This window comes from Mesorhizobium sp. M1342, assembly GCF_040317955.1.
Classification (GTDB): Bacteria; Pseudomonadota; Alphaproteobacteria; order Rhizobiales; family Rhizobiaceae; genus Mesorhizobium.
Genome location: NZ_JAMYLI010000019.1, coordinates 119,636 through 140,254 on the forward strand (window position 1 = coordinate 119,636; position 20,619 = coordinate 140,254).

Annotated in this window: 18 protein-coding genes; 4 read left to right on the forward strand and 14 right to left on the reverse strand. The window is 62.1% G+C overall.

Annotation, left to right across the window (positions count from 1 at the left end; all coding sequences use genetic code 11):
- The first annotated feature begins 161 nt into the window (after nucleotides 1-161).
- On the forward strand, nucleotides 162-902 hold the full coding sequence (gene lexA / locus NKH06_RS20640) for a transcriptional repressor LexA (protein WP_013531746.1): 741 nt from the start codon (nucleotides 162-164) through the stop codon (nucleotides 900-902).
- On the opposite strand, the gene NKH06_RS20645 is transcribed toward lexA, so the two are convergent.
- Nucleotides 896-3,346 carry a ComEC/Rec2 family competence protein gene (locus tag NKH06_RS20645; RefSeq protein ID WP_352893808.1) on the reverse strand — a complete coding sequence of 817 codons (2,451 nt, stop codon included), beginning with the start codon at nucleotides 3,344-3,346 and terminating at the stop codon, nucleotides 896-898. The genes lexA and NKH06_RS20645 overlap by 7 nt on opposite strands.
- Before the next feature lie 101 nt (nucleotides 3,347-3,447).
- Between NKH06_RS20645 and gltX the strand changes: the two genes are divergently transcribed.
- Both gltX and gltA read left to right on the forward strand, forming a co-directional pair.
- Nucleotides 3,448-4,881, forward strand: coding sequence for a glutamate--tRNA ligase (gltX, locus tag NKH06_RS20650; protein WP_128303626.1), 1,434 nt, complete (start codon nucleotides 3,448-3,450; stop codon nucleotides 4,879-4,881).
- Nucleotides 4,882-5,066: 185 nt separating this feature from the next.
- Entirely contained in the window at nucleotides 5,067-6,395 is a 1,329-nt protein-coding gene (gltA, locus tag NKH06_RS20655; RefSeq protein WP_027036654.1) for a citrate synthase, read from the forward strand.
- A 68-nt stretch (nucleotides 6,396-6,463) separates the two neighbouring features.
- On the opposite strand, the gene lpxB is transcribed toward gltA, so the two are convergent.
- The 13 genes from lpxB to NKH06_RS20720 form a co-directional block, all read right to left on the reverse strand.
- Complete coding sequence (lpxB, locus tag NKH06_RS20660; RefSeq protein ID WP_128303625.1) at nucleotides 6,464-7,642, reverse strand: lipid-A-disaccharide synthase; 1,179 nt, start codon at nucleotides 7,640-7,642, stop codon at nucleotides 6,464-6,466.
- Nucleotides 7,635-8,552, reverse strand: coding sequence for an LpxI family protein (locus NKH06_RS20665; RefSeq protein WP_352442398.1), 918 nt, complete (start codon nucleotides 8,550-8,552; stop codon nucleotides 7,635-7,637). Before NKH06_RS20665 ends, lpxB begins: the two co-directional genes overlap by 8 nt.
- Entirely contained in the window at nucleotides 8,524-9,357 is an 834-nt protein-coding gene (gene lpxA, locus NKH06_RS20670) for an acyl-ACP--UDP-N-acetylglucosamine O-acyltransferase (RefSeq protein ID WP_352442397.1), read from the reverse strand. Before lpxA ends, NKH06_RS20665 begins: the two co-directional genes overlap by 29 nt.
- A gap of 13 nt (nucleotides 9,358-9,370) precedes the next feature.
- Nucleotides 9,371-9,838 (reverse strand): 3-hydroxyacyl-ACP dehydratase FabZ, encoded by a 468-nt coding sequence (gene fabZ / locus NKH06_RS20675; protein ID WP_013531753.1) that lies wholly within the window; start codon nucleotides 9,836-9,838, stop codon nucleotides 9,371-9,373.
- On the reverse strand, nucleotides 9,831-10,889 hold the full coding sequence (gene lpxD / locus NKH06_RS20680; RefSeq protein ID WP_352442396.1) for a UDP-3-O-(3-hydroxymyristoyl)glucosamine N-acyltransferase: 1,059 nt from the start codon (nucleotides 10,887-10,889) through the stop codon (nucleotides 9,831-9,833). Before lpxD ends, fabZ begins: the two co-directional genes overlap by 8 nt.
- 75 nt (nucleotides 10,890-10,964) lie before the next feature.
- A complete protein-coding gene (gene bamA / locus NKH06_RS20685; protein ID WP_352442395.1) occupies nucleotides 10,965-13,331 on the reverse strand; it encodes an outer membrane protein assembly factor BamA in 2,367 nt (788 codons plus the stop codon).
- Between the two features lie 217 nt (nucleotides 13,332-13,548).
- Nucleotides 13,549-14,691, reverse strand: a complete 1,143-nt coding sequence (gene rseP, locus NKH06_RS20690; RefSeq protein WP_023812928.1) for an RIP metalloprotease RseP — start codon at nucleotides 14,689-14,691, stop codon at nucleotides 13,549-13,551.
- A 104-nt stretch (nucleotides 14,692-14,795) separates the two neighbouring features.
- Nucleotides 14,796-15,611 carry a phosphatidate cytidylyltransferase gene (locus NKH06_RS20695; protein WP_023812929.1) on the reverse strand — a complete coding sequence of 272 codons (816 nt, stop codon included), beginning with the start codon at nucleotides 15,609-15,611 and terminating at the stop codon, nucleotides 14,796-14,798.
- Nucleotides 15,608-16,342, reverse strand: a complete 735-nt coding sequence (locus NKH06_RS20700) for an isoprenyl transferase (RefSeq protein WP_023812930.1) — start codon at nucleotides 16,340-16,342, stop codon at nucleotides 15,608-15,610. Before NKH06_RS20700 ends, NKH06_RS20695 begins: the two co-directional genes overlap by 4 nt.
- A gap of 34 nt (nucleotides 16,343-16,376) precedes the next feature.
- Nucleotides 16,377-16,931: a ribosome recycling factor gene (frr, locus tag NKH06_RS20705; RefSeq protein ID WP_023812931.1), complete on the reverse strand. Its 555-nt coding sequence runs from the start codon at nucleotides 16,929-16,931 to the stop codon at nucleotides 16,377-16,379.
- A gap of 99 nt (nucleotides 16,932-17,030) precedes the next feature.
- Nucleotides 17,031-17,753 (reverse strand): UMP kinase, encoded by a 723-nt coding sequence (pyrH, locus tag NKH06_RS20710; protein ID WP_013531760.1) that lies wholly within the window; start codon nucleotides 17,751-17,753, stop codon nucleotides 17,031-17,033.
- 147 nt (nucleotides 17,754-17,900) lie between these two features.
- Nucleotides 17,901-19,007, reverse strand: a complete 1,107-nt coding sequence (locus tag NKH06_RS20715) for an aldo/keto reductase (RefSeq protein ID WP_352442394.1) — start codon at nucleotides 19,005-19,007, stop codon at nucleotides 17,901-17,903.
- Nucleotides 19,008-19,045: 38 nt separating this feature from the next.
- The gene (locus NKH06_RS20720; protein WP_128303617.1) at nucleotides 19,046-19,573 is read right to left on the reverse strand and encodes a nuclear transport factor 2 family protein; all 528 of its coding nucleotides are present in this window, start codon (nucleotides 19,571-19,573) and stop codon (nucleotides 19,046-19,048) included.
- 116 nt (nucleotides 19,574-19,689) lie between these two features.
- Here NKH06_RS20720 and NKH06_RS20725 point away from each other — a divergent pair, with 116 nt between their 5' ends.
- Nucleotides 19,690-20,616 (forward strand): LysR family transcriptional regulator, encoded by a 927-nt coding sequence (locus tag NKH06_RS20725; RefSeq protein ID WP_127295546.1) that lies wholly within the window; start codon nucleotides 19,690-19,692, stop codon nucleotides 20,614-20,616.
- Nucleotides 20,617-20,619 lie beyond the last annotated feature (3 nt).

Genomic DNA, 20,619 nt, shown 5'->3' on the forward strand with positions numbered 1-20,619 from the left:
CCTAGCGCCTGTTGATCGCGACCCGCTGGCAAGCGCCAAATAATTTCAGCAGCCTTAACAAATTCATTAAACTTTAAACGGTTGCAGAACACAACTGGAACAGATAGGGTTTGTTCTGGGTTTGTTTTTCGATTCTGGTTTCAGGTAACCTGGGGGCCGCCATGCTGACGCGCAAGCAACATGAACTGCTGATGTTCATCCATGAACGCCTGAAGGAGAGCGGCATTCCGCCATCCTTCGACGAGATGAAGGAGGCGCTTGACCTTGCCTCCAAATCCGGGATTCATCGGCTGATCACCGCACTTGAGGAGCGCGGCTTTATTCGCCGGTTGCCCAACCGGGCACGCGCGCTGGAAGTGCTGCGATTGCCGGACTCGATCGCGCCCGGTCTCAACGCGGCAAAGAAGTTTTCGCCAAGCGTCATCCAGGGCAGTCTCGGTCAGGGTGGCGCCCTTGGCCGGCAGATCAAGCCGGCGCCTTCGCGGATGCCCTCGCCCGGCAATGATGACGATGCGGTCTCCGCCGTGTCGATCCCGGTCATGGGCCGTATCGCCGCCGGTGTGCCGATCGATGCCATCCAGCATCAGACGCATTCGATCTCGGTGCCGCCGGACATGATCATGGGCGGCGCCCACTATGCGCTGGAGGTCAAGGGAGACTCGATGATCGAGGCCGGTATCTTCGACGGCGACACCGTCATCATCCGCAATGCCGACACGGCGAGCCCCGGCGAGATCATCGTGGCGCTGGTCGATGAAGAGGAAGCGACGCTGAAGCGGTTCCGCCGCAAGGGCGCTTCGATTGCTCTCGAAGCCGCCAATCCGGCCTATGAAACCCGTATTTTCGGCCCGGACAGGGTCAAGGTGCAAGGCAAGCTCGTCGGCCTGATCCGCCGCTACTGAGGCGGCTGTGGGTTGGCCGCTGGCTTCTCCGGTTTCTTGAAGGGTGCCAGCCCCCTTGCCTCACGAGAGTATTTGCGTTGCGTGTGCCAGGGCCGATATGGGCTGTCCACCGCGAAGCTGATCGTCGCCGGCGTGGTCGCCGATTGGCGATCGAAGAAGACCGCGGCACTGCCTTTGCGAGCCAGTTGCCGCTTGGTGATGACGAGAACCAGCGGATTGTGACAGGCGTCATACGCGGTGGCGTCATTGATGACGATCAGCTCGGCGAAGCCGCAGGCTTTCCAGGCGTCCTTGCGGTCCTCGACATAGGCAATGATCGCACCGGACATGTGCCTGGCCACGCAAACGCCTGAGGAGCAATAGAACGGCGATCCCGGCGGCAGATCAACGGCATCCGCGACATCGAATTGCCCATCGCTGTTGTCGAACACCTCTGGCACGACGATGGTTTCTGATGTCAGGGCGCGTTTCCAGTTGTCGACGGTGAATTCGTTCGGCCGTTCCCGGCTGACGGCAAGCTCGCCGCCACCGATCGGCAACGCCACCAGCCGGGCGTCTTCCGAGATTAGCACATCCGGCGTGCGCGTATCCGAGACGGTCAGCAAGCCTGCCAGCGCGAATGGCAGAGCAGCGAGCCGCAGCCAAGTTGTCGCCATTGTCGCGATGACCAGGGCAATTGCCACCAACAGGACCGACTGCTGCGAAATCAGCCCGACCCCATCGACAGGCGAACGCTCGGAGATCCAGCCTGATATGGCGATCATCATCGTCAGGCCCTTACCCATCAGGTAGAGAGCCGGCCAATCCAATCCGAAAGGCATCAACAGCGCGCTGGCGACGGCCAGGAACATGACGACGGTGACGATCGGCATTACCGCGAGATTGGCAAACAGGCTGAGCGGCGAGACACGCTGAAAATGCCAGATGGCAAACAGCGTCGTCGCGCTTCCCGCGATGATCGAGGTCATGGCAAGGCCGGTTGCCGCCAGCAGGAATTTTCGCGTCAGGAAACCTGGCATGGATCGCTTTGGCGGCGGCGGTCTAGCTTTTCCCGCGCGGTGATCGGCCCAGCCGGCATAGGCGCCGACCAGAGCCGCGGTCGCGGCGAACGACATCTGAAAACTCGGGCCGACCACCTCATGCGGCGACACCACGATGACGGCGATCGCCGAGATCGCCAGATTGCGCATGGTGAGTGCTGCTCGATCGAACAGCACGGCAATCAGCATCACCGCCAGCATGATGAAGCTGCGCTCGGCGGCAACGACGACTCCCGAGATGATGAGATAGGCCGCGATCGAGAACAGTGCGGCGGCGGCGGCATACTTCTTGACCGGGCGACGCGCGGAAAAGTCGGGAAACAAGGCGAAGGCGCCGCGCAGCAAACCCATGATGGTGCCTGCGACCAGAGCCATGTGCAGTCCCGAAATGGAGATGATGTGGTAGATGCCGGTACGTCGCATCGCCTCATTGATGTCATCGGGAATGCCGGCGCGCACGCCGACGATCAGCGCCGCGGCGATCTCGCCTTCGGCGCCGCCGACGCTCGCCCTGATATGGTCGGCGATGCCTTCACGGGCATTTTCCACGCTAGAGGAAATTCGGGCCGGCAGCGGCATGTCGCCGTCATCGTTGACGACAAGCTTTGGATTGCCGAGAAAGAACCCGCTGCCACCGATGCCGGCAAAGTAGCTGTCGAAGGAGAAGTCATAGCTGTCCGGCCGCACCGGCCCGGTCGGCGGCAAGAGCTTGGCATATCCGGTGATGAGGGAGCCAGCGGTCACGTCAGCCGGGATCTTGCGTGCCGAAAGCCGCACCCGTTCCGGCGCATAGCGCAGTTTCGGTCTTGCGGTCGATGTCACGTCGATGGTCAGCCGGATACGGCCGGTTTCCATCCGGTCGAGCGAGACGACGCGGCCGGTGACTTGCGTCGAAATTTCCGAGCCCAACATTTGTGTGCCCGCACGCCACGTCTCGACCTTGGCAGCAAGCAGTCCTAGGGCGCACAAAAGTGCCGCCATGAAACACAGATGGGTCTTTGGCCATGAGCGCGAGACCAGCGCACAGATCCCCGTCAGAATGACAACCGCGACAGGTCTCGCAAAGTCGGGTTCAGCCGTCAGCGAAAAATAGCCGATCGCTCCGATCGCCAGGCAGACCGGCACCAGCAGGAAGGCCACGCCCCGGTCGAGTTCCAGGCTCGCCGCCGTGTTCACGCTGTGGCGCAGGCGAGGCAGTGATGTCAGGCTGATTTGCCGGCGCACGCGAACGATCCTGCCGGTTTCGGCAACAGGAACAGAGGCGGCGACATCCGCTTGTAACGGCGCTTGGCCGGGATCCGGCAGGAGGGGCGACGGCAATGGCAGAGGCGCAAAGAGGGACCGTTCGCTGACGCCGATGGCAGCGTCCTCGCCCTGATCCGAGCCCCAGCCTCGTCCAGCCATCGGGTCTGCCCCTTGCGCCCTCGACACCCTATGCTACATGAACGCCGGGCGCGCGAAAGTCCGCGCAACCGCACCCGCTTCAGATGGTTTCCGAGAGTTCCATGTCCGACAAGGTCGTCACCCGTTTTGCCCCCTCGCCCACCGGCTATCTGCACATAGGCGGCGCGCGCACGGCGCTGTTCAACTGGCTGTATGCAAAGCACACTGGCGGCACGATGCTGCTGCGCATCGAAGACACCGACCGTGAACGCTCCAATGAAGCCGCGACGGCTGCCATCCTCGACGGGCTTTCCTGGCTTGGCCTGAGCTGGGACGGCGAGCCGGTGTCACAGTTCGAGCGTGCGCCGCGCCACCGCGAGGTGGCCGAGGAGCTCGTGCGCATGGGCATGGCCTATTATTGCTATGCCACGCCAGCCGAACTGGAGGCCATGCGCGAGGCTGCCAGAGCCAAGGGGCTGCCGCCCCGCTATGACGGCCGCTGGCGCGACCGCGACCCCTCTGAGGCGCCCGCAGGCGTCAAGGGCGCCATCCGCATCAAGGCGCCGACCGAAGGCGAGACCATCGTCCATGACCGTGTCCAGGGCGAGGTGCGCTTTCCCAACAAAGATCTCGATGACTTCATCATCCTGCGTTCTGACGGCAATCCCACTTACATGCATGCCGTCGTCGTCGATGATCATGATATGGGCGTCACCCATATCATTCGCGGCGACGATCATCTGACCAATGCCGCTCGCCAGACCGTGATCTACAACGCCATGGGCTGGGACGTGCCGTCCATGTCGCATATCCCCCTGATCCACGGCGCCGATGGCGCCAAGCTGTCGAAGCGGCACGGCGCGCTTGGCGTCGAGGCCTATCGCGCCATGGGCTACCTGCCGGAGGCGCTGCTCAACTACCTGGCGCGCCTTGGCTGGAGCCATGGCGACGACGAGATCATGTCGATCAAGGATATGATCTCGTGGTTCGACATCGGCGATGTCAACAAGGGCGCGGCGCGCTTCGACTTCGCCAAGCTGGAGGCGATCAACGGCGCGCATATGCGCCGCATGAGCGATGCCGAACTGTTCGACATCTTCATCGCCACCCTGCCCTATCTCGAAGGTGGCCCGGCGATCGCCGCGCGCCTGAACGACAGCACCAAGGCGCAGTTGCTGGCAGCGCTTCCGGGCCTGAAGGAGCGCGCCAAGACACTGGTCGAGCTCGTCGATGGCGCGGCCTTCCTGTTCGCCACGCGCCCCCTGCCGATCGACGACAAGGCGGCCCTTCTGCTTACCGACGATGCCCGCAAGATCCTGCGCAGTGCTCACGAAGCTTTGAACGGGCTTGCGGGTGATGCGGGTGACTGGACAGCCGCCTCGGCGGAGGCGGCGATCCGCGAGGTGGCAGCGGCCGGCAGTCACAAGCTCGGCGCGGTGGCCCAGCCTTTGCGCGCTGCGTTGACCGGCAAAAGCACCTCGCCGGGCGTGTTCGATGTGCTCGCCGTGCTCGGCCGCGAGGAAAGCCTGGCGCGCATCTCAGATCAAATCGATTAGGAGCAAACTGGCCCAAGAAGATTGGCATTGAAAGGCGGGTTTCGCAGTGCAACATTAGGCCTTGGCCCAATCTGGCACGCACCTCCTGAGATGCGGTGGCGAATACGCGCATTGCGGTGATTTTCGACGTGTCGCTCTGCAGAATTTTGCCTTTGCCGGCATGAGGAAACAAGAAGGAGTTTGCAATGACCGAAGCTGCGAAAAAAATGGATTTGGGCGGCAAGACCCAGGAGGCCACGGCAACGCTTGCATTCGCCGGCAAGACCCATGAATTCAAGGTGCGAAGTGGTTCGGTCGGGCCTGATGTCATCGATATCGCCTCGCTCTACTCAACCACCGGCGCCTTCACTTACGATCCCGGCTTCACCTCGACGGCAAGCTGCGAGTCCGAAATCACCTTCATCGACGGCGACGCCGGCATCCTCCTGCACCGCGGCTATCCGATCGACCAGTTGGCCGAACATGGCGATTTCCTCGAGGTCTGCTATCTCCTGCTCTACGGTGAATTGCCGACCAAGGCGCAGAAGGACGACTTCGACTATCGCGTGACGCGCCACACCATGGTGCATGAGCAGATGTCGCGCTTTTTCACCGGCTTCCGCCGCGACGCGCATCCGATGGCGGTGATGTGCGGCGTGGTCGGCGCGCTGTCGGCCTTCTACCACGACTCCACCGACATCTCCGACCCCTACCAGCGCATGGTTGCCTCCATGCGGCTGATCGCCAAGATGCCGACGATCGCGGCGATGGCCTACAAATACCACATCGGCCAGCCGTTCATTTACCCGAAGAACGAGCTCAACTTCGCCGCCAACTTCCTGCACATGTGCTTTGCCGTGCCGTGCGAGGAATACAAGATCAACCCGGTGCTGGCGCGCGCCATGGAGCGCATCTTCATTTTGCACGCCGACCACGAGCAGAACGCCTCGACCTCGACCGTTCGTCTCGCCGGCTCGTCGGGCGCCAACCCGTTTGCGTGCATCGCCGCCGGTATAGCCTGCCTGTGGGGACCGGCGCATGGCGGCGCCAATGAAGCGGCGCTCAACATGCTTGGCGAGATCGGCCATGTCGATCATATCCCCGAATTCATCGCCCGCGCCAAGGACAAGGACGACCCGTTCCGCTTGATGGGCTTTGGCCACCGCGTCTACAAGAACTACGATCCGCGCGCCAAGATCATGCAGAAGACGGCACATGAGGTTCTGGGCGAGCTCGGCATCAAGGACGATCCGCTGCTCGACATCGCCATGGAGCTGGAAAAGATCGCGCTGACCGATTCCTATTTCATCGAGAAGAAGCTCTACCCGAATGTCGACTTCTATTCCGGCATCACGCTGAAGGCGCTGGGCTTTCCCACCACCATGTTCACCGTGCTGTTCGCGGTCGCCCGCACCGTCGGCTGGATCGCCCAGTGGAAAGAGATGATCGAGGATCCGCGCCAGAAGATCGGCCGCCCGCGTCAGCTCTATACCGGCGCACCCGAGCGTGACTACGTGCCGATCGCCAAGCGGTGAATTGGGAGTAGGGATTGGGGATTGGGGATTGGGCAGTAGGCATTAGGCACGGTCAACTTCCCTACTCCCTACTGACTATTCCCTCTCTTGATATACCGCATCACCACCTGCGCGGCGATCTCGCCGGACGGTCTATCCGTCGCCATGCGCCGCGTGATCTCTGCAAATCCATTCTTCTGCCAGGCGCGCATGCCGCTGTCGGCGAACAGGGCTTCCAATTGCCGGGCCAGATTGTTCGGCTTGATGTAGCCGTCGTAGAATTCCGGAATAAGCGCTCGATCCGATATCAGATTGGGCAGCAGCGCCGACCAGACGGAAACGAGGTACGGCGCCAAGACGCGCGCGACCGGGTCGAGCCTGTAGCAGGAAATCATCGGCACGCCGGCCAGCGCCAGTTCCAGCGATACCGTCCCGGACGCGATCAGCGCCGCATCGGCTTTGCCGAAAGCCTGCCATTTGCGTTGGGGATCGACGATGATCTCAGGCTTTTCATCCCAGCGGTTGACGGAGGATTTGACGAGGTCGGCGACATGCGGAACGGTCGGCAGCAGCAGCCGTAGGCGGTGGCCACGCGCACGCAGAATCGACACCGTCTCGCCGAACGGGTCGAGCAGCCGCCGTACCTCGCCACGCCGCGAACCGGGCAGGACGAGCAGGGTCTTGACGCGATCAGGAGAAAGGTCGCGCGGCAGCTCCTGCGCCTTGGCTGCGGCCAGCAAGCCCGCATCGTGGGTCAGGCGATGCCCGACATAAGTGCCCGGTGGCCCGCCGAGCCGATCGAGCTCCTTGACCTCGAAAGGCAGGATGCAGAGGATGTGGTCGACATAGGGCTTCATCGCCACCGCCCTGCCCGGCCGCCACGCCCATACGCTCGGGCAGACATAGTGGATGATTGGAATCGACGGGTTGGCCGCACGCACCTTTTTGGCGACGCGCAACGAAAAGTCCGGACTGTCGATGGTGACAAGGCAGTCCGGCTTTTCGTCGGCAACGGTCTTGGCCAGTTGGCTGATCCGCCGTATCAGGCGCGGCAGGTCGCGCAGGACGGCACTGAACCCCATGAGGGCGATCTCACCGGCATCGAATGGCGAGACCAGTCCCAGCGCCTGCAAATGACGGCCGCCGAGGCCGACGAGTTGCACCTCGCGCCCGGCCGCCTGCCTGAGCGAGCGTACTATGTCGGCGCCGAGCAGGTCGCCGGACTCCTCTCCGGCAACGATCGCGATCTTCAATGCCCTGTCAGCCATTGCGCGGCTCCGTGGCGACAGGCAGGCCAAGGACGAACAGGCCGAGTGCATTGGCGCGTGCGATGGTTCCAGGACCTTCGAGGATCAGCGAGCGTCCCGCCTCGACGGCAATGCCGGCGAGCCCGGCCGCGTGCGCTGCCTCGACCGTCTGCGGACCGATGGATGGAAGATCGGCGCGCAGTTCCTGACCAGGCTTGGCGCACTTGACGAGGACGCCGCGGGTCTTGCCCGCAATACGGCCGTGGCCGCGCAGCAGCTTCGCACGATCAAGCAGGCCGGCTGTTCCTTCGATGCCTTCCAGCGCGATTGCCCGGCCGCCAACCGCGATCGCCGCCTGGCCGACATCCAGCGCCCCGATGGCCTTTGCTGCCGCAAGGCCCGCCTCAATATCACGCCAGTCCAATTTTCGCGGTTCGGCCTTGGTCAGCACGCCTTCGGCGGCGACAAGATTCGGCACTACTTCGTGGGCGCCAACGACCTTTATTCCACGCGCTTCGAGGCCCCGTGCCAAGATCTTTAGAAGACCATCATCGCCACGCGCGAGCGCCATGACGACCAAAGGAATCACCGCGAGCAGGCTGAGACTGGGGCGCAGCGCAAGCAATCGCGGCCGGCGCTTGATCTCGCCTGCAAGCACCAGATGGGTGATCCGGTGCCGCCGCAGCAATGGGACGAGCGAGCCTATACCTTCCAGAGCGAGGTTTTCGTGATCGTATCGGGAGAGTTCCGCGATGCGGTCGACTTCGCCTTCCATCAGGATGACGAAGGGCGGATAACCTTGTTCAGCCGAACCGGCCGCGACTTCGACCGGCAGACTGCCGCCGCCGGCAATGATGCCGACCCTGGAGCCCGGCGGAAGATCAAGACGCGCTGCCGCTGTCTCAGTCTTCGTCATCGACATCGTCGCCATCGCCGCCCTTGAGCGACGGCACAGCATAGTGCCGCTTGCCGCGACTGGTAATGAAATCGATGATCTTCATGGCGGTCGGCGACGACACGAACTCCGCCTTGGCGAATTCGATGTTCTCGCCAACGGTGCGGGAACGATCGAAGATCATCCTGTAAGCCTTGCGCAGCACAAGGATTTCGGACCTCGGCAGACCGGAGCGCTTGAGGCCGATGATGTTGAGACCGCGCAGGCTGGCGCGGTTACCGACCGCGATGGCAAAGGGGATGACATCGCCGACGATCGCGGAGCAACCGCCCAGAAAGGCGTTGTCGCCGATGCGGACGAACTGATGCACTGCGGTCAGGCCGCCGATATAGACATTGTTACCGACCTCGCAGTGGCCGCCCAGCGTTGCGCCATTGGCGAACGTCGCATTGTTGCCGACGACGCAATCATGGGCGATATGGGCGTAGGCAAGGAAATTGCCATTGTCGCCGACCGTGGTCTCGCCGCGGCTGGAATCGGTACCGAGATGCATGGTCACGCCTTCGCGGATCGTGCAGTTCCTGCCGATGACCAAGGTGGTTCGGCCGCCCTTGTGCTTGGTGTTTTGCGGCGGCGCGCCCAATGTCGCCATCGGGTAGACCTTGGTCGAGGCGCCGATCGACGTCGCGCCCATCACCGAGACATGACTGACCAGTTCGACGTCGTCGCCGATCACCACATCGGCCCCGACATGGCAGAACGGCCCGATGCGCGCGCCTTGGCCGATTTGGGCGCCTTCCTCGACAATGGAGGAAGCATGAATGGATGTTCTGATTTTCATAAGCACTCGATCGTCAGTCGCTGGTGACCATCATGGCTGAAATCTCGGCCTCGGCCGCCTTGGCGCCGTCGACCATGGCTTCACAAGCGAATTTGAGCAGGTTGCCGCGTTTCTTGATTTTCTTGACATAGATCTTCAACTGGTCGCCGGGAACGACCGGTTTGCGGAATTTGGCGTTGTCGATGGTCAGGAAATAGACCAGCGACGGCTTTTCGGTGCCCAGGCTGCGGATACAGATGGCGCCGGCCGTCTGCGCCATCGCCTCGACGATGAGCACACCCGGCATGACCGGCTGCTCAGGGAAATGGCCCTGAAAATGCGGCTCGTTTATGGTCACGTTCTTGATGCCGATGGCGGATTCGTCGCCATCGATGTCGACGATACGATCGATCATCAGGAACGGATAGCGGTGCGGCAGGAGCTTCATCAGCCCCATGATGTCGACCGCTTCCAGCGTCGTCGACGCGATCATGTCAGCCATTGCCTCCCTCGCCCTGTTTGCGGGTCCTGGCGAGCTTGCGCAGCATGGCTATCTCCCGCATGGCTTCCGCCATCGGCTGTGCCGGATAGCCGCCCCAGATCTCGCCTGCAGGGACATTGCTCATAAATCCACTTCTGGCGGCAAGCTTGGCCCCTGTCCCTATGGTCAGGTGATCCGCAAGCCCGACGCCGCCGCCCATGGTGACATTGTCACCCACGATCACAGAACCCGAAATACCCGAAAGCCCGGCTATTATGCAATTGCGGCCGATGCGGACGTTATGGGCGATCTGCACGAGATTGTCGATCTTGGTGCCCTGGCCGATGACCGTATCGGACATGGCGCCGCGATCGACGGTGGTGTTGGAGCCGATCTCGACGTCGTCCTGGATAACGACACGACCGATCTGCGGCACGCGCTCGGGCCCCTTGGCCCCGCCGACGAACCCAAAACCATCTTGGCCTATCCTGGCACCGCCATGAATGATGACGCGATTGCCGATCAAGGCATACTGGACGCTCGCGCCTGGACCGACATAGCCGTCGCGGCCGATCTGGCAGGATTGTCCGATGACCGCATTTGGGGCGATGACGGTACCGCTGCCGATCGAAGCGCCTGGCCCGATGACCGCGCCGGCCTCGATGACGGCACCGGCTTCGACATGCGCGGTCGCATCGACATGAGCGTGCGGCGAGACGCCGGTTTCACTGGTCATCGGCCCTGGTGTCGCCGCCCTCGGAAACAGCAGACGCCCGACAAACGCGAAGGCCTGTTGCGGACGCGGATGAACCAGAACGGCAACGCCGGCCGGCGCCTTGCCGGCAAATTCCGCCGGGCACAGGACCGCGGCTGCCCGCAGCGACGGCATCAGCGCGGAATTGCGCTTGCCGTCGACAAAGACGAGCGCATTCTCGCCGCCCTCGCTGGCTGGCGCGAGTGCTTCGATCGAAATATCTGAGTGGCCGGAATCGACGAGCACCGAGCCGGTCAGATTCGCGACTTCGCCCGCCGTATACCGGCGTGATGGCGCGAAGAACACCGGATCGGTCATTCCAGAAGCTATATCCAGCTAGGTCGGAACATTTCTCCCGGACCCTGAAGACCCGGGAGCATCGTTGGCCGCCGATCAGAAGCGGGTCGATATGCCGAAGTTGAATTCCTGCACGTCGTCGCGCGCTTCCTTCTTGACCGGGATCGCATAGTCGATACGGATCGGACCGAACGGCGACGCCCACATCAGGCCGAGGCCGACCGAGGCACGCAACTTCATGCCGACCGAGTCCTGGGTGACGCCAGCGGTGTCGACCTTGCTTCCATAGAGCGTTGCCGCATCCGCGAAGACAGCGCCACGCAAGCCGAAGCTTTCCGGTACGACCGGCAACGGAAACTGAGCTTCTGCGGACGCATTGAAATAGGTCGTGCCGCCGAGATGGTCGCCCGTAGCAATATCGACAGGACCGATGCCGCCATAGGCAAAGCCACGGATCATGCGATCGGTGCTCTGGAATTGATCGAAGATCCGCAGACCATCGCTGCCGTATCCTTCAACATGGCCAGCGCCACCTGAAATGAGCCCGACTAGGTCGTACTGCTCCGACAACGTCTGGTAGATGCTGCCGCGCCCCGTGACCTTCACGAACTTGGCATCACCGCCGAGGCCTGCGACTTCTACCGTCGTGGTGGCGTAGATACCCTCGTGCGGGCTCTTCATATCGTCGATGGTGTTGTAGACCAGCCCGAGGCTGACCGACGACTTGATCCAAGGGCTTTGTTCGATGCCATCCAGGATAGCCGTGGAAACGTCACACTTCGCCGGATCGTAAACGCCGCCGGTCACGCAATCGTCTTCCAGCTTATACTTTTCTTGCGAGATGTTGTACGCCAACTGGGTCGAGATGCTGTCGGTGATCGGCAGACCGAAGCGCACCGTCGCGCCCACAGTGTCGCTTTCGTAGTTGTCGTATTCCCTGGTCTGCTTGAAGATGTCGAAACCGGCAGCGATGCGCCGTCCGAGGAAATAAGGCTCGGTGAAGGACAGGCTGTAGTCGCGTGAATTCTTGCCGCCGCCCGCCGACAGCTTGATGAACTGGCCACGACCGAGGAAGTTGCGCTCGGTCACCGAGCCTTCGACCGACGGACCGGCCGTGTCGCCACCGGTCGAATAACCAGCGCCTACCGAGAACTCGCCGGTCGATTTCTCGACCACATCGACCACCAGAACGACCTGGTCAGGCTGCGAGCCCGGCACGGTCGAGATGTCGACTTTCTCAAAGTAATTCAAGTTTTCCAAACGCTTCTTCGCGCGCTGGATGAGCACCTGGTTGAAGGCATCGCCTTCGCTGACGTCGAACTCACGGCGAATGACATAGTCACGCGTGCGATCGTTGCCGCGGATCTCGATGCGTTCGATATAGGCCTTGGTGCCCTGGTCGATCGTATAGACAACCGAAATGGTGTGGTTCTCGAAATTGCGGTCGCCGCGCGGCGTGACCTGCGCGAAGGCATAGCCGGAACCGGCCACCTTCTCGGTCAGCGCGATGATGGAATCCTCTACGTTCTTGGCGTTGTAGACGTCACCCTTGTGGGTCTCGATCACCGATTCCAGCGACTTGCCGTCGACTTCAGGGATCGAGCTCTCGACGCTGACGTCACCGAACGTGTAGCGGTCGCCTTCCTGGACGGTGATGGTGACCGTGTACTTGTTCGTCGCACTGTCGAGTTCACCGACAGCGGACACGACCTGGAAGTCGGCATACCCATGATTGTAGTAAAAGCGACGCAGCAGCTCCTGGTCGGCGCGCAGCTTGTCGTCGTCATAGACGTCGTCGCGCAGGATGAAGGAAACCCAGGACGAACGCTTGGTGTTGATGATATCCGACAGGCGGCGGCTGGAATAGGCGCTATTGCCGACGAAATTGATCGCCGCGATCTGCGTGCGATCGCCTTCAGCGATGTTGAAGACAACATTTACGCGATTGTCGCCAAGCTGCATGACCTGCGTGGTCACGGTCACATCGTCGCGACCAATGCGCCTGTATGCAGCCTTGACCGATTCCACGTCGGCATCGAGCGTCGCCTGCGAGAACGTTCCGCGCGGCTTCAGCTGCACGGCCGCCGCAAGCGCATTGTCCTTGAGCTTCTTGTTGTTCTGGAACAGCACCTGGTTGACAACCTGGTACTCGGCAACCTTGACCACCAGCGTCGAGCCGACCTGGTTGATCTGCACGTCCGAAAACAGGCCTGTGCCGAAGAGCGCCTTGACCGCACCGTCGATATCGGAACTGGAGAAAGCCTTGCCCGGCTTGATGGTGATGTAATTGCGGATGGTCTCAGCGTCGATACGCTGATTGCCGCTCACTTCGACTCTGCTGACGACAGCGGCTTCAGCCGCCGATGTGGCAACGAACTGCACTGCGAGCGCGCCTGGCACGACCATGGCCGCGGACAGGGTCACCGCGGACGCGGCGCTTAGAAACTTGGATGCTGCCTTCATCGGGCTTAATAACCTTTTCTCGTAGTCCCCACGGCGAGAAAACCGGACGTGCGGTAATTTCCCCTACCGTATTAACCGGATTTTCCCTACACGCAAGGCTTCTGGTTAATTTGTATTTACTTAACCCTGCGGCGTGGCTTTCGCGTCACTCATATCCCCTTGCATGGTAAACGGCGTCTCAACATCGTCCATGCAGAAGCCAAATTTCTTCATGATTTCAGCACCCAAACAGATCGTTCCAAAAAACGAACCCCATGAAGCACAGCACCAGAAGCAACCCGGCCCGATAGGCCATTTCCATCATCCGTTCCGACACCGGACGGCGAATGACAGCCTCCACCCCGTAGAACAAGAGGTGACCGCCGTCGAGGGGGGGAATCGGCAAAAGGTTCAGAATTCCGATGCCAACGGATAGCAGTGCAACCAGCTGCACGAGCCATTCGAATCCCAGTTTCGCAGCCCTGCCCGCCATGTCGGCTATCTTCACCGGACCGCCCAGCTGACATTTGTCTTCGCGCCCGACAACAAAGCGCTGCAGGAACTGGCCGGTGCGCTGGATGACGTGACCGGTTTCCTCGACCGCCGCCGCGACCGCTCCGACCGGCGTGTAGGTGATGAGCCTCGGCTGGCCGAGTTCCTTGTTATTGACGACACCGATCACGGCGACCTTGACCTTGTTGCCGAGCGCGTCTTCCTGTTCCATCAGCCGCGGCGCCGCGGTCACAGTGACCTCCTGGCCGTCGCGCAGCATGACGAAGGTGATTGCGTCGTCGGCACGGCCCGAGACCAGGCGTTGAACGTCGCCAAAGGTTTCGACCTTGTTGCCGTCGACGCTGACGAATCGGTCGCCGGGAAGAATGCCGGCCTTCGCCGCCGGGCTGTCGGCGGTCACCTCGGCCACCATGGGCTCGGCGACATAGCGGCCATAGGCGGTGAACAGCACGGAAAAGACGACGATCGTCAGCAGGAAATTGAACAACGGTCCGGCCACCACCGTTGCCGCGCGCTTCCAGATCGGCTGCGTGTGGAAGGCGACCTTGCGCTCTTCCTCGGTCAGCGTTTCAATTTCTTCCGACGTGGGCTGGCTCGATGTGGCGTTCATGTCGCCGACGAATTTGACATAGCCGCCAAGCGGTATCGCACACAGTTTCCAGCGCGTGCCGTGGCTGTCGTTGAAGCCGAAAAGTTCCGGGCCGAAGCCGATCGAGAAGGCCCTGACACCGATGCCGCACCAGCGCCCGACAAGGTAATGGCCCATTTCATGGACGAACACGACCACTGTCAGCACGAAGAGGAATGGCACCAGCGTGCCCAGGACAAAGCCTTCTGTGCTGAAAAGCGCGTGAAGAATCTCGTTCAAGACAAACCCTCAAATTCTTCCACGGCGCAGACTGCGCCGTGACTGTGACACCAATCCGGGCGAATCCAAGGCGCACCGCGCATAGGACCCTGAAATGACATCGCTCAAACGGGAAACAGACCCTGCGCCGGATGATCGGCGTTCGCCGAAATCCAGCCGATGACGTATAGGGCGAATGCCGCTGCGACAAGCCCGTCGACACGATCCATGACGCCGCCATGGCCCGGGATGAGCGCCCCCGAATCCTTGCGGCCATGGCGGCGCTTGATCCAGGATTCGAACAGGTCGCCTGCCTGCGAGACAATCGACAGCACGAGCGCGACCAAGCCGAGCAATACCAGATTGCCGACACCGGCAGCTGCGGCGAGGACCAGCCCGGCGACGACGCCGCCGACAGCGCCGCCGAGTGCGCCGCTGCGCGTCTTGCCGGGCGAGATCGCCGGCGCCAGTTTCGGCCCCCCAACGGCGCGCCCCACGAAATAGGCAAGGATATCGGTGGCCCAGACGACCGCGAACAGGAACAGGATGGCAATGAGGCCTGAACGATCGCCATCCCGCAGCAAGGCGAGCGACAGGCCTGAAACCGCGGCATAGGCAAGGCCGCTCGCATCCCATTGTCCGGTCTTGCGAACCGAGGCGGCTATCGCCGTTGCGGCAACAATGGCCGCCACAAGCGGTAGCAGCCAGGAGGAGGCCAGGCCGCCAATCAAGGCGCCAATGAAGACAACCAGCAGTGCTTCCGGCAGGAAACCCAGACCCGTTGCCCCGGTTGGCCGCGACATGCGGGTCCATTCATAGAAGATCGCCGCTACGATCACGGCACACAGCAGCCGGAACGGCAAACCGCCGATCCAGGTCAAGCCGAGAGTGATGATGGCGAGCACGATCGCCGAAACGATACGGAGTTGAAGATTGCTCATCCCGCGGCCGGTCGCGAAGCGACGTCCTGGCCTCCAAGTCCGCCGAAACGGCGTTCGCGGCCAGCAAACTCACGCAAAGCTTCCGCAAGGTGCTCGCGGCTGAAGTCGGGCCAATAGCAAGGCAGGAAGACGAGTTCGCTATAGGCGGCTTGCCACAGAAGGAAGTTTGACAACCGAAGCTCGCCGCTGGTGCGGATGACGAGTTCCGGGTCGGGAATGCCTTGCGTATCAAGCGCGCCGGCAAAACTTTCGGCTGATATCGCCTCGGCGTCGAGTTCGCCACGCGCCACGGCCGCCGCAAGCTTTTGTGCCGTGCGAACGATTTCGTCTCGTCCGCCATAGTTGAAGGCGATCACCAGCGTCAGCGATTCGTTTGCGGCCGTCAGCGTTTCGGCCTCATCGAGCAGTCCCCTGATATCAGACTGCAGCCCTGCCCGGTCGCCGATGATTCTAACCCGCACACCGCTCTGGTGCAGTTCAGCAAGGTCACGGCGGATGAACATTTTCAAGAGGCCCATCAGGTCGCTGACCTCGGACTTCGGCCGCGACCAATTCTCCGACGAGAAAGCATAGACGGTCAGGTAGGAAATGCCGAGCCCAGGTGCCGCGCGCACCGTCTTGCGCAGCGCCTCGACACCGGCACGGTGGCCCGCAAGACGGGGCATGCCGCGCGCCTTGGCCCAGCGTCCGTTTCCGTCCATGATGATCGCGACATGCGCGGGCGTTGCCATGTTCTTGCTTTCGGGTCAGCCGGCGGCCATGACCCTAAACCTGCATGATTTCAGCTTCCTTATCGGAAAGCAGGTGGTCGATGTTGCTGATCGTCTCGTCGGTAAGTTTCTGGACCTGGTCCGAGCGCTTGCGCTGATCGTCTTCGCTGATGTCGCCGTCCTTCTCCGCCTTCTTCAGGAAGTCCATGCCGTCGCGGCGCACATGGCGCGCGGCGACCCGGGCGTTCTCGGCGTAGGTGTGCGAGATCTTGACCAGTTCCTTGCGGCGCTGTTCGTTAAGTTCGGGAAGTGGAATCCTGAGGTTGGTGCCGTCTACGATCGGGTTGAACCCCAAATTGGATTCGCGGATCGCGCGGTCGACCGCGCCAACCATCGACTTGTCCCATACCGATACCGAGATCATGCGCGGCTCCGGCACCGAGACGTTGGCGACCTGATTGATCGGCATGGTGGTGCCGTAGGCCTGCACCTGGATCGCATCGAGCAGATTGCTGGAGGCGCGACCGGTCCGCAGCGAGGCCAGATCATGCTTGAACGCGGCAATGGCCCCATCCATGCGCCGCTTGAGATCGTCGTACTCACCACTCATCTTTATCTCCTCGACCGTCTAATGCGGGCTCACTGCTTCGGGGCCGTCTTCGAATCGAACTTCCGAAAACCGGCTTCCCTTTTCGGGTCAGGCCGCCGATCAATCGTCCGCGACGACCGTGCAGCGGCCGCCGCCCCTCAGAATATCGCCGAAACCACCTTTTTCGTGGATCGAATAGACGATTATCGGAATGTTGTTTTCGCGCGCAAGTGCAATCGCAGCGGTATCCATGATGGAAAGGCCGCGATTTATGACTTCGCCATGGCTGATGCGCTCGAAACGCGTCGCATTCGGGTCCTTCTTCGGGTCCGCCGAGTAGACGCCGTCGACCTGAGTGCCCTTGAACAGCGCGTCGGCGCCGATTTCAGCGGCGCGAAGGGCTGCGGCCGAATCAGTGGTGAAGAATGGATTGCCGGTGCCGCCGGCAAAGATCACCACCTTGCCCTGGTTCATGTAGGCGGTCGCCTGGCGCTGCGAAAAGCTCTCGCAAAGTTCGGGCATGGCGATCGCCGAAAGCACCACGGCGTCGACGCCGATCTTGTTCAACGACGTGCGCAGCGCCAGCGAGTTGATCACCGTGGCAAGCATGCCCATGTGGTCGCCGGTGACACGGTCGCCGCCCTTGGAGGCAACGGCCACGCCGCGAAAGATGTTGCCGCCGCCGATGACGACGCCGACCTCGATGCCCAATGCACGCGCCTCGGCGATGTCGCCGGCGATGCGATCCACTACTGAAACGTCGATGCCGAAATGCTGCTCGCCCATCAGTGCTTCGCCCGACGCTTTCAGCAAGACACGTCGGTAGAGGGGCTTCACCGTCATCTGGGCCTCTTCATTTGCATGTGGCGCGTTCCGGGTGGCTGCTCTGGCGCAGGCGCGCCATCCGAAACAATGGCGTTCCGATACACGAAGGGCGCCGCGATGTCCCGCGGCGCCCAAACGGCAAATTGCCGGTTTCCTGCCCATTGATCAATTGGTGGACACGCTGGCCGACTCTCCTTCGATAAGCACCGGTGACACGTAGTTGGGGGGCTTGTCGCCGGTTGTCGCGCCGCCGGTAACGCGCGCCTGTATCTGCGAACCGAAATAGGAATAGGGAAACGGCGCTGGAGTTCTGCTGGCTCTCTCCAGCCGGTCGCGATGCGCTTTCGGAATCTCGAAATCCAGCGCGCCAAGATTGTCACGCATTTGGCTGAGCGTCGTCGCACCGAGGATGACGGTTGCGATCCCCGGCTGCGTGGCCACCCAGTTGAGCGCGACCTGAGGCATGCTGCGGCCGACCTCGGATGCGACCTTCTCGAGTTCGGCCACGATAGCCCAGTTGCGTTGCGTGAACTTTTGGAAACCCGGATGCGTCGAGTTGCGAAATCCGTCGAGGCGGCCGTTTCCGGTCTGGGCCGGTCGATACTTGCCGCTCAGCAAACCGCCGGCCAGCGGGCTCCACACCATGATGCCGGCGCCATGGCGCGTGCCGAATGGCACGAACTCGTTCTCGATCGCGCGTTCGGCCAGCGAATATTCGAGCTGTAGCGCCGAAACCGGCTCATATCCTCGCAATTCGGCGATCGCCTGTGCGCGGCCCGCATACCAGGCGGGCACATCGGAAAGGCCGACATGGCGCACCTTGCCCATCCGGACCAGGTCGTCCAGCGTGCGCATGACCTCTTCAGCCGGGGTCAGCCTGTCCCAGACATGCATGAGATAGAGATCGATATAGTCGGTCCCCAACCGTTTCAGCGAAGCATCGACGGCCCGCATGATGTTCTTGCGGCCGTTGCCGCCAGCATTCGGATTGCCGGGCTGCATGTTCATGGTGAACTTGCTGGCTATCACCGCCGTGTCGCGCAGCCCGCGCTCGGCGATGAATTCACCAAGCCAGGCTTCGGCCGTGCCATCTGTGTAGAGATCCGCCGTGTCGAACACATTGCCGCCCGCCTCGACATAGGCGTCGAAAATCGCCCGCGCCGTATCCCTGTCGGCTCCCCAGCCCCATTCCTTGCCGAAAGTCATCGTGCCCAGTGCCAGTCGGCTGACCCTAAGGCCGCTGTTGCCAAGAGTGTAGTAGGTCATGGTCATGATCGTCTTCCAATGCTTGGTGATAGATACCCCGCGCGTCACTGGCCCGGAGTGTTCTTGACCCAGGGATTGCCGCGCTCGTGTGTCATGTGGAACGCGAAGCCATCGACCTTCCAGCCATCCGCAAAACGCGTCAGGTGATGCTCATAGGTGCCCCAGACCTCCCAAAGCGGGTCGCCATTGCCTTCCATCCGGTTCCAAGCATAGCCGTTCGACAGGACAGTCGCCGTGTCCGCCTTGAGAGCGACCTGGTGATTGGTGCGCAGATGCAGGCTTGTCTTGCTGCCCTTGAGGTTGGCCGCCCAAGCGCCAACCAGATCGTCGGAAGCGATGTTGGCCGCCGGCTGTCCGGAGAGACTGCTGAAGTCGGCGGTGATCCGATCCGCAAAATAGCCGCGTGCAAGTTTCCAGTCCTGGGCGTCAACGGCCCGGTCGATGGCATCGGCAATGCGAATGACCGCGCGTTCGTCTGCAAGGGCCCGCCAGTCTGATGGCTCCGCCCCACCGGCATCCATCGGCGCCAACGCCATGCCTGCCGTGAAAGTTACGTGCTTTAACGTGTTCATGTCTCGTCTCCTCAGTGCCATCAGCCGATCGCCGATGAGTTGGCGACAATGTGGACCACCGCCTTGGCATCGATAAGGTTGCATTGTTCGCAAAGACCATGCGATATCATTCATGAATGGATCGCGATCTGCTCAGCCATCTTCCGGTCGTGGTCGCCGTTGCCCGGCGTGGCGGCTTCGCGCTTGCCGCCGCCGAACTCGGCATGAGCCCTTCGGCGGTCAGCCATGCGGTGCGCATTGTCGAAGAGCGGATCGGCCAGCCCTTGTTCGCCCGCACGACGCGCAGCGTTTCGCTCACCGAGGCCGGCAAGGCGCTGGTGGAAACGGCGGCTCCGGCCCTCCAGGATATTGCCGAGCGGATGGACCGCATCCGCAGCGTCAAAGGCAGGCCGTCTGGCCTGCTCAGGATCAACGCCTCCAACATAGCGATACCATTGGCGGTGACGCCGGTGGTCGCGGCGATGGCCGAGCGCTATCCGGAGGTTACGGTCGAGGTCTTCGCTGACCAGGGTCTGGTTGATATCGTCGGCGAAGGCTTCGATGCCGGCGTCCGGCTTGGCGAGATGATCGCTCAGGACATGGTTGCGGTCCGGCTGACGCCGCCATTCTCCGTCGTCATCGTCGCCTCGCCCGCCTATATCGGAAGGCACGGCCGTCCCGGCGGCGTTGCCGACCTGGCGAACCACAATTGTATCGGCTACCGGCTCGTCCGCTCCGGTGCGCTCTATCGCTGGGATTTGATCGAGGATGGCAAGGACATCGCCATGGAGACGCGGGGCAGCGTTGTCGTGACGGATTCGCTCGCAGCAATCGATCTTGCGCTTGCAGGCGTCGGGCTTGCCTATGTGTTCGAGCCGCTGGCGCGCGCCGATCTTGCCGCGGGCCGCCTCGTCCAGGTGCTGCCGCAGACGGCGATCGAGGAACCGGGGCTATTCCTCTATTTCCCTCGCCGGGCGGCGATGGCGCCGAAGCTCAGGGCCTTTATCGACACCGCACAAGAAATCGGCCGGGCCTCCTTGCGGACACCCGGCCGAGTTGCCTGAGTT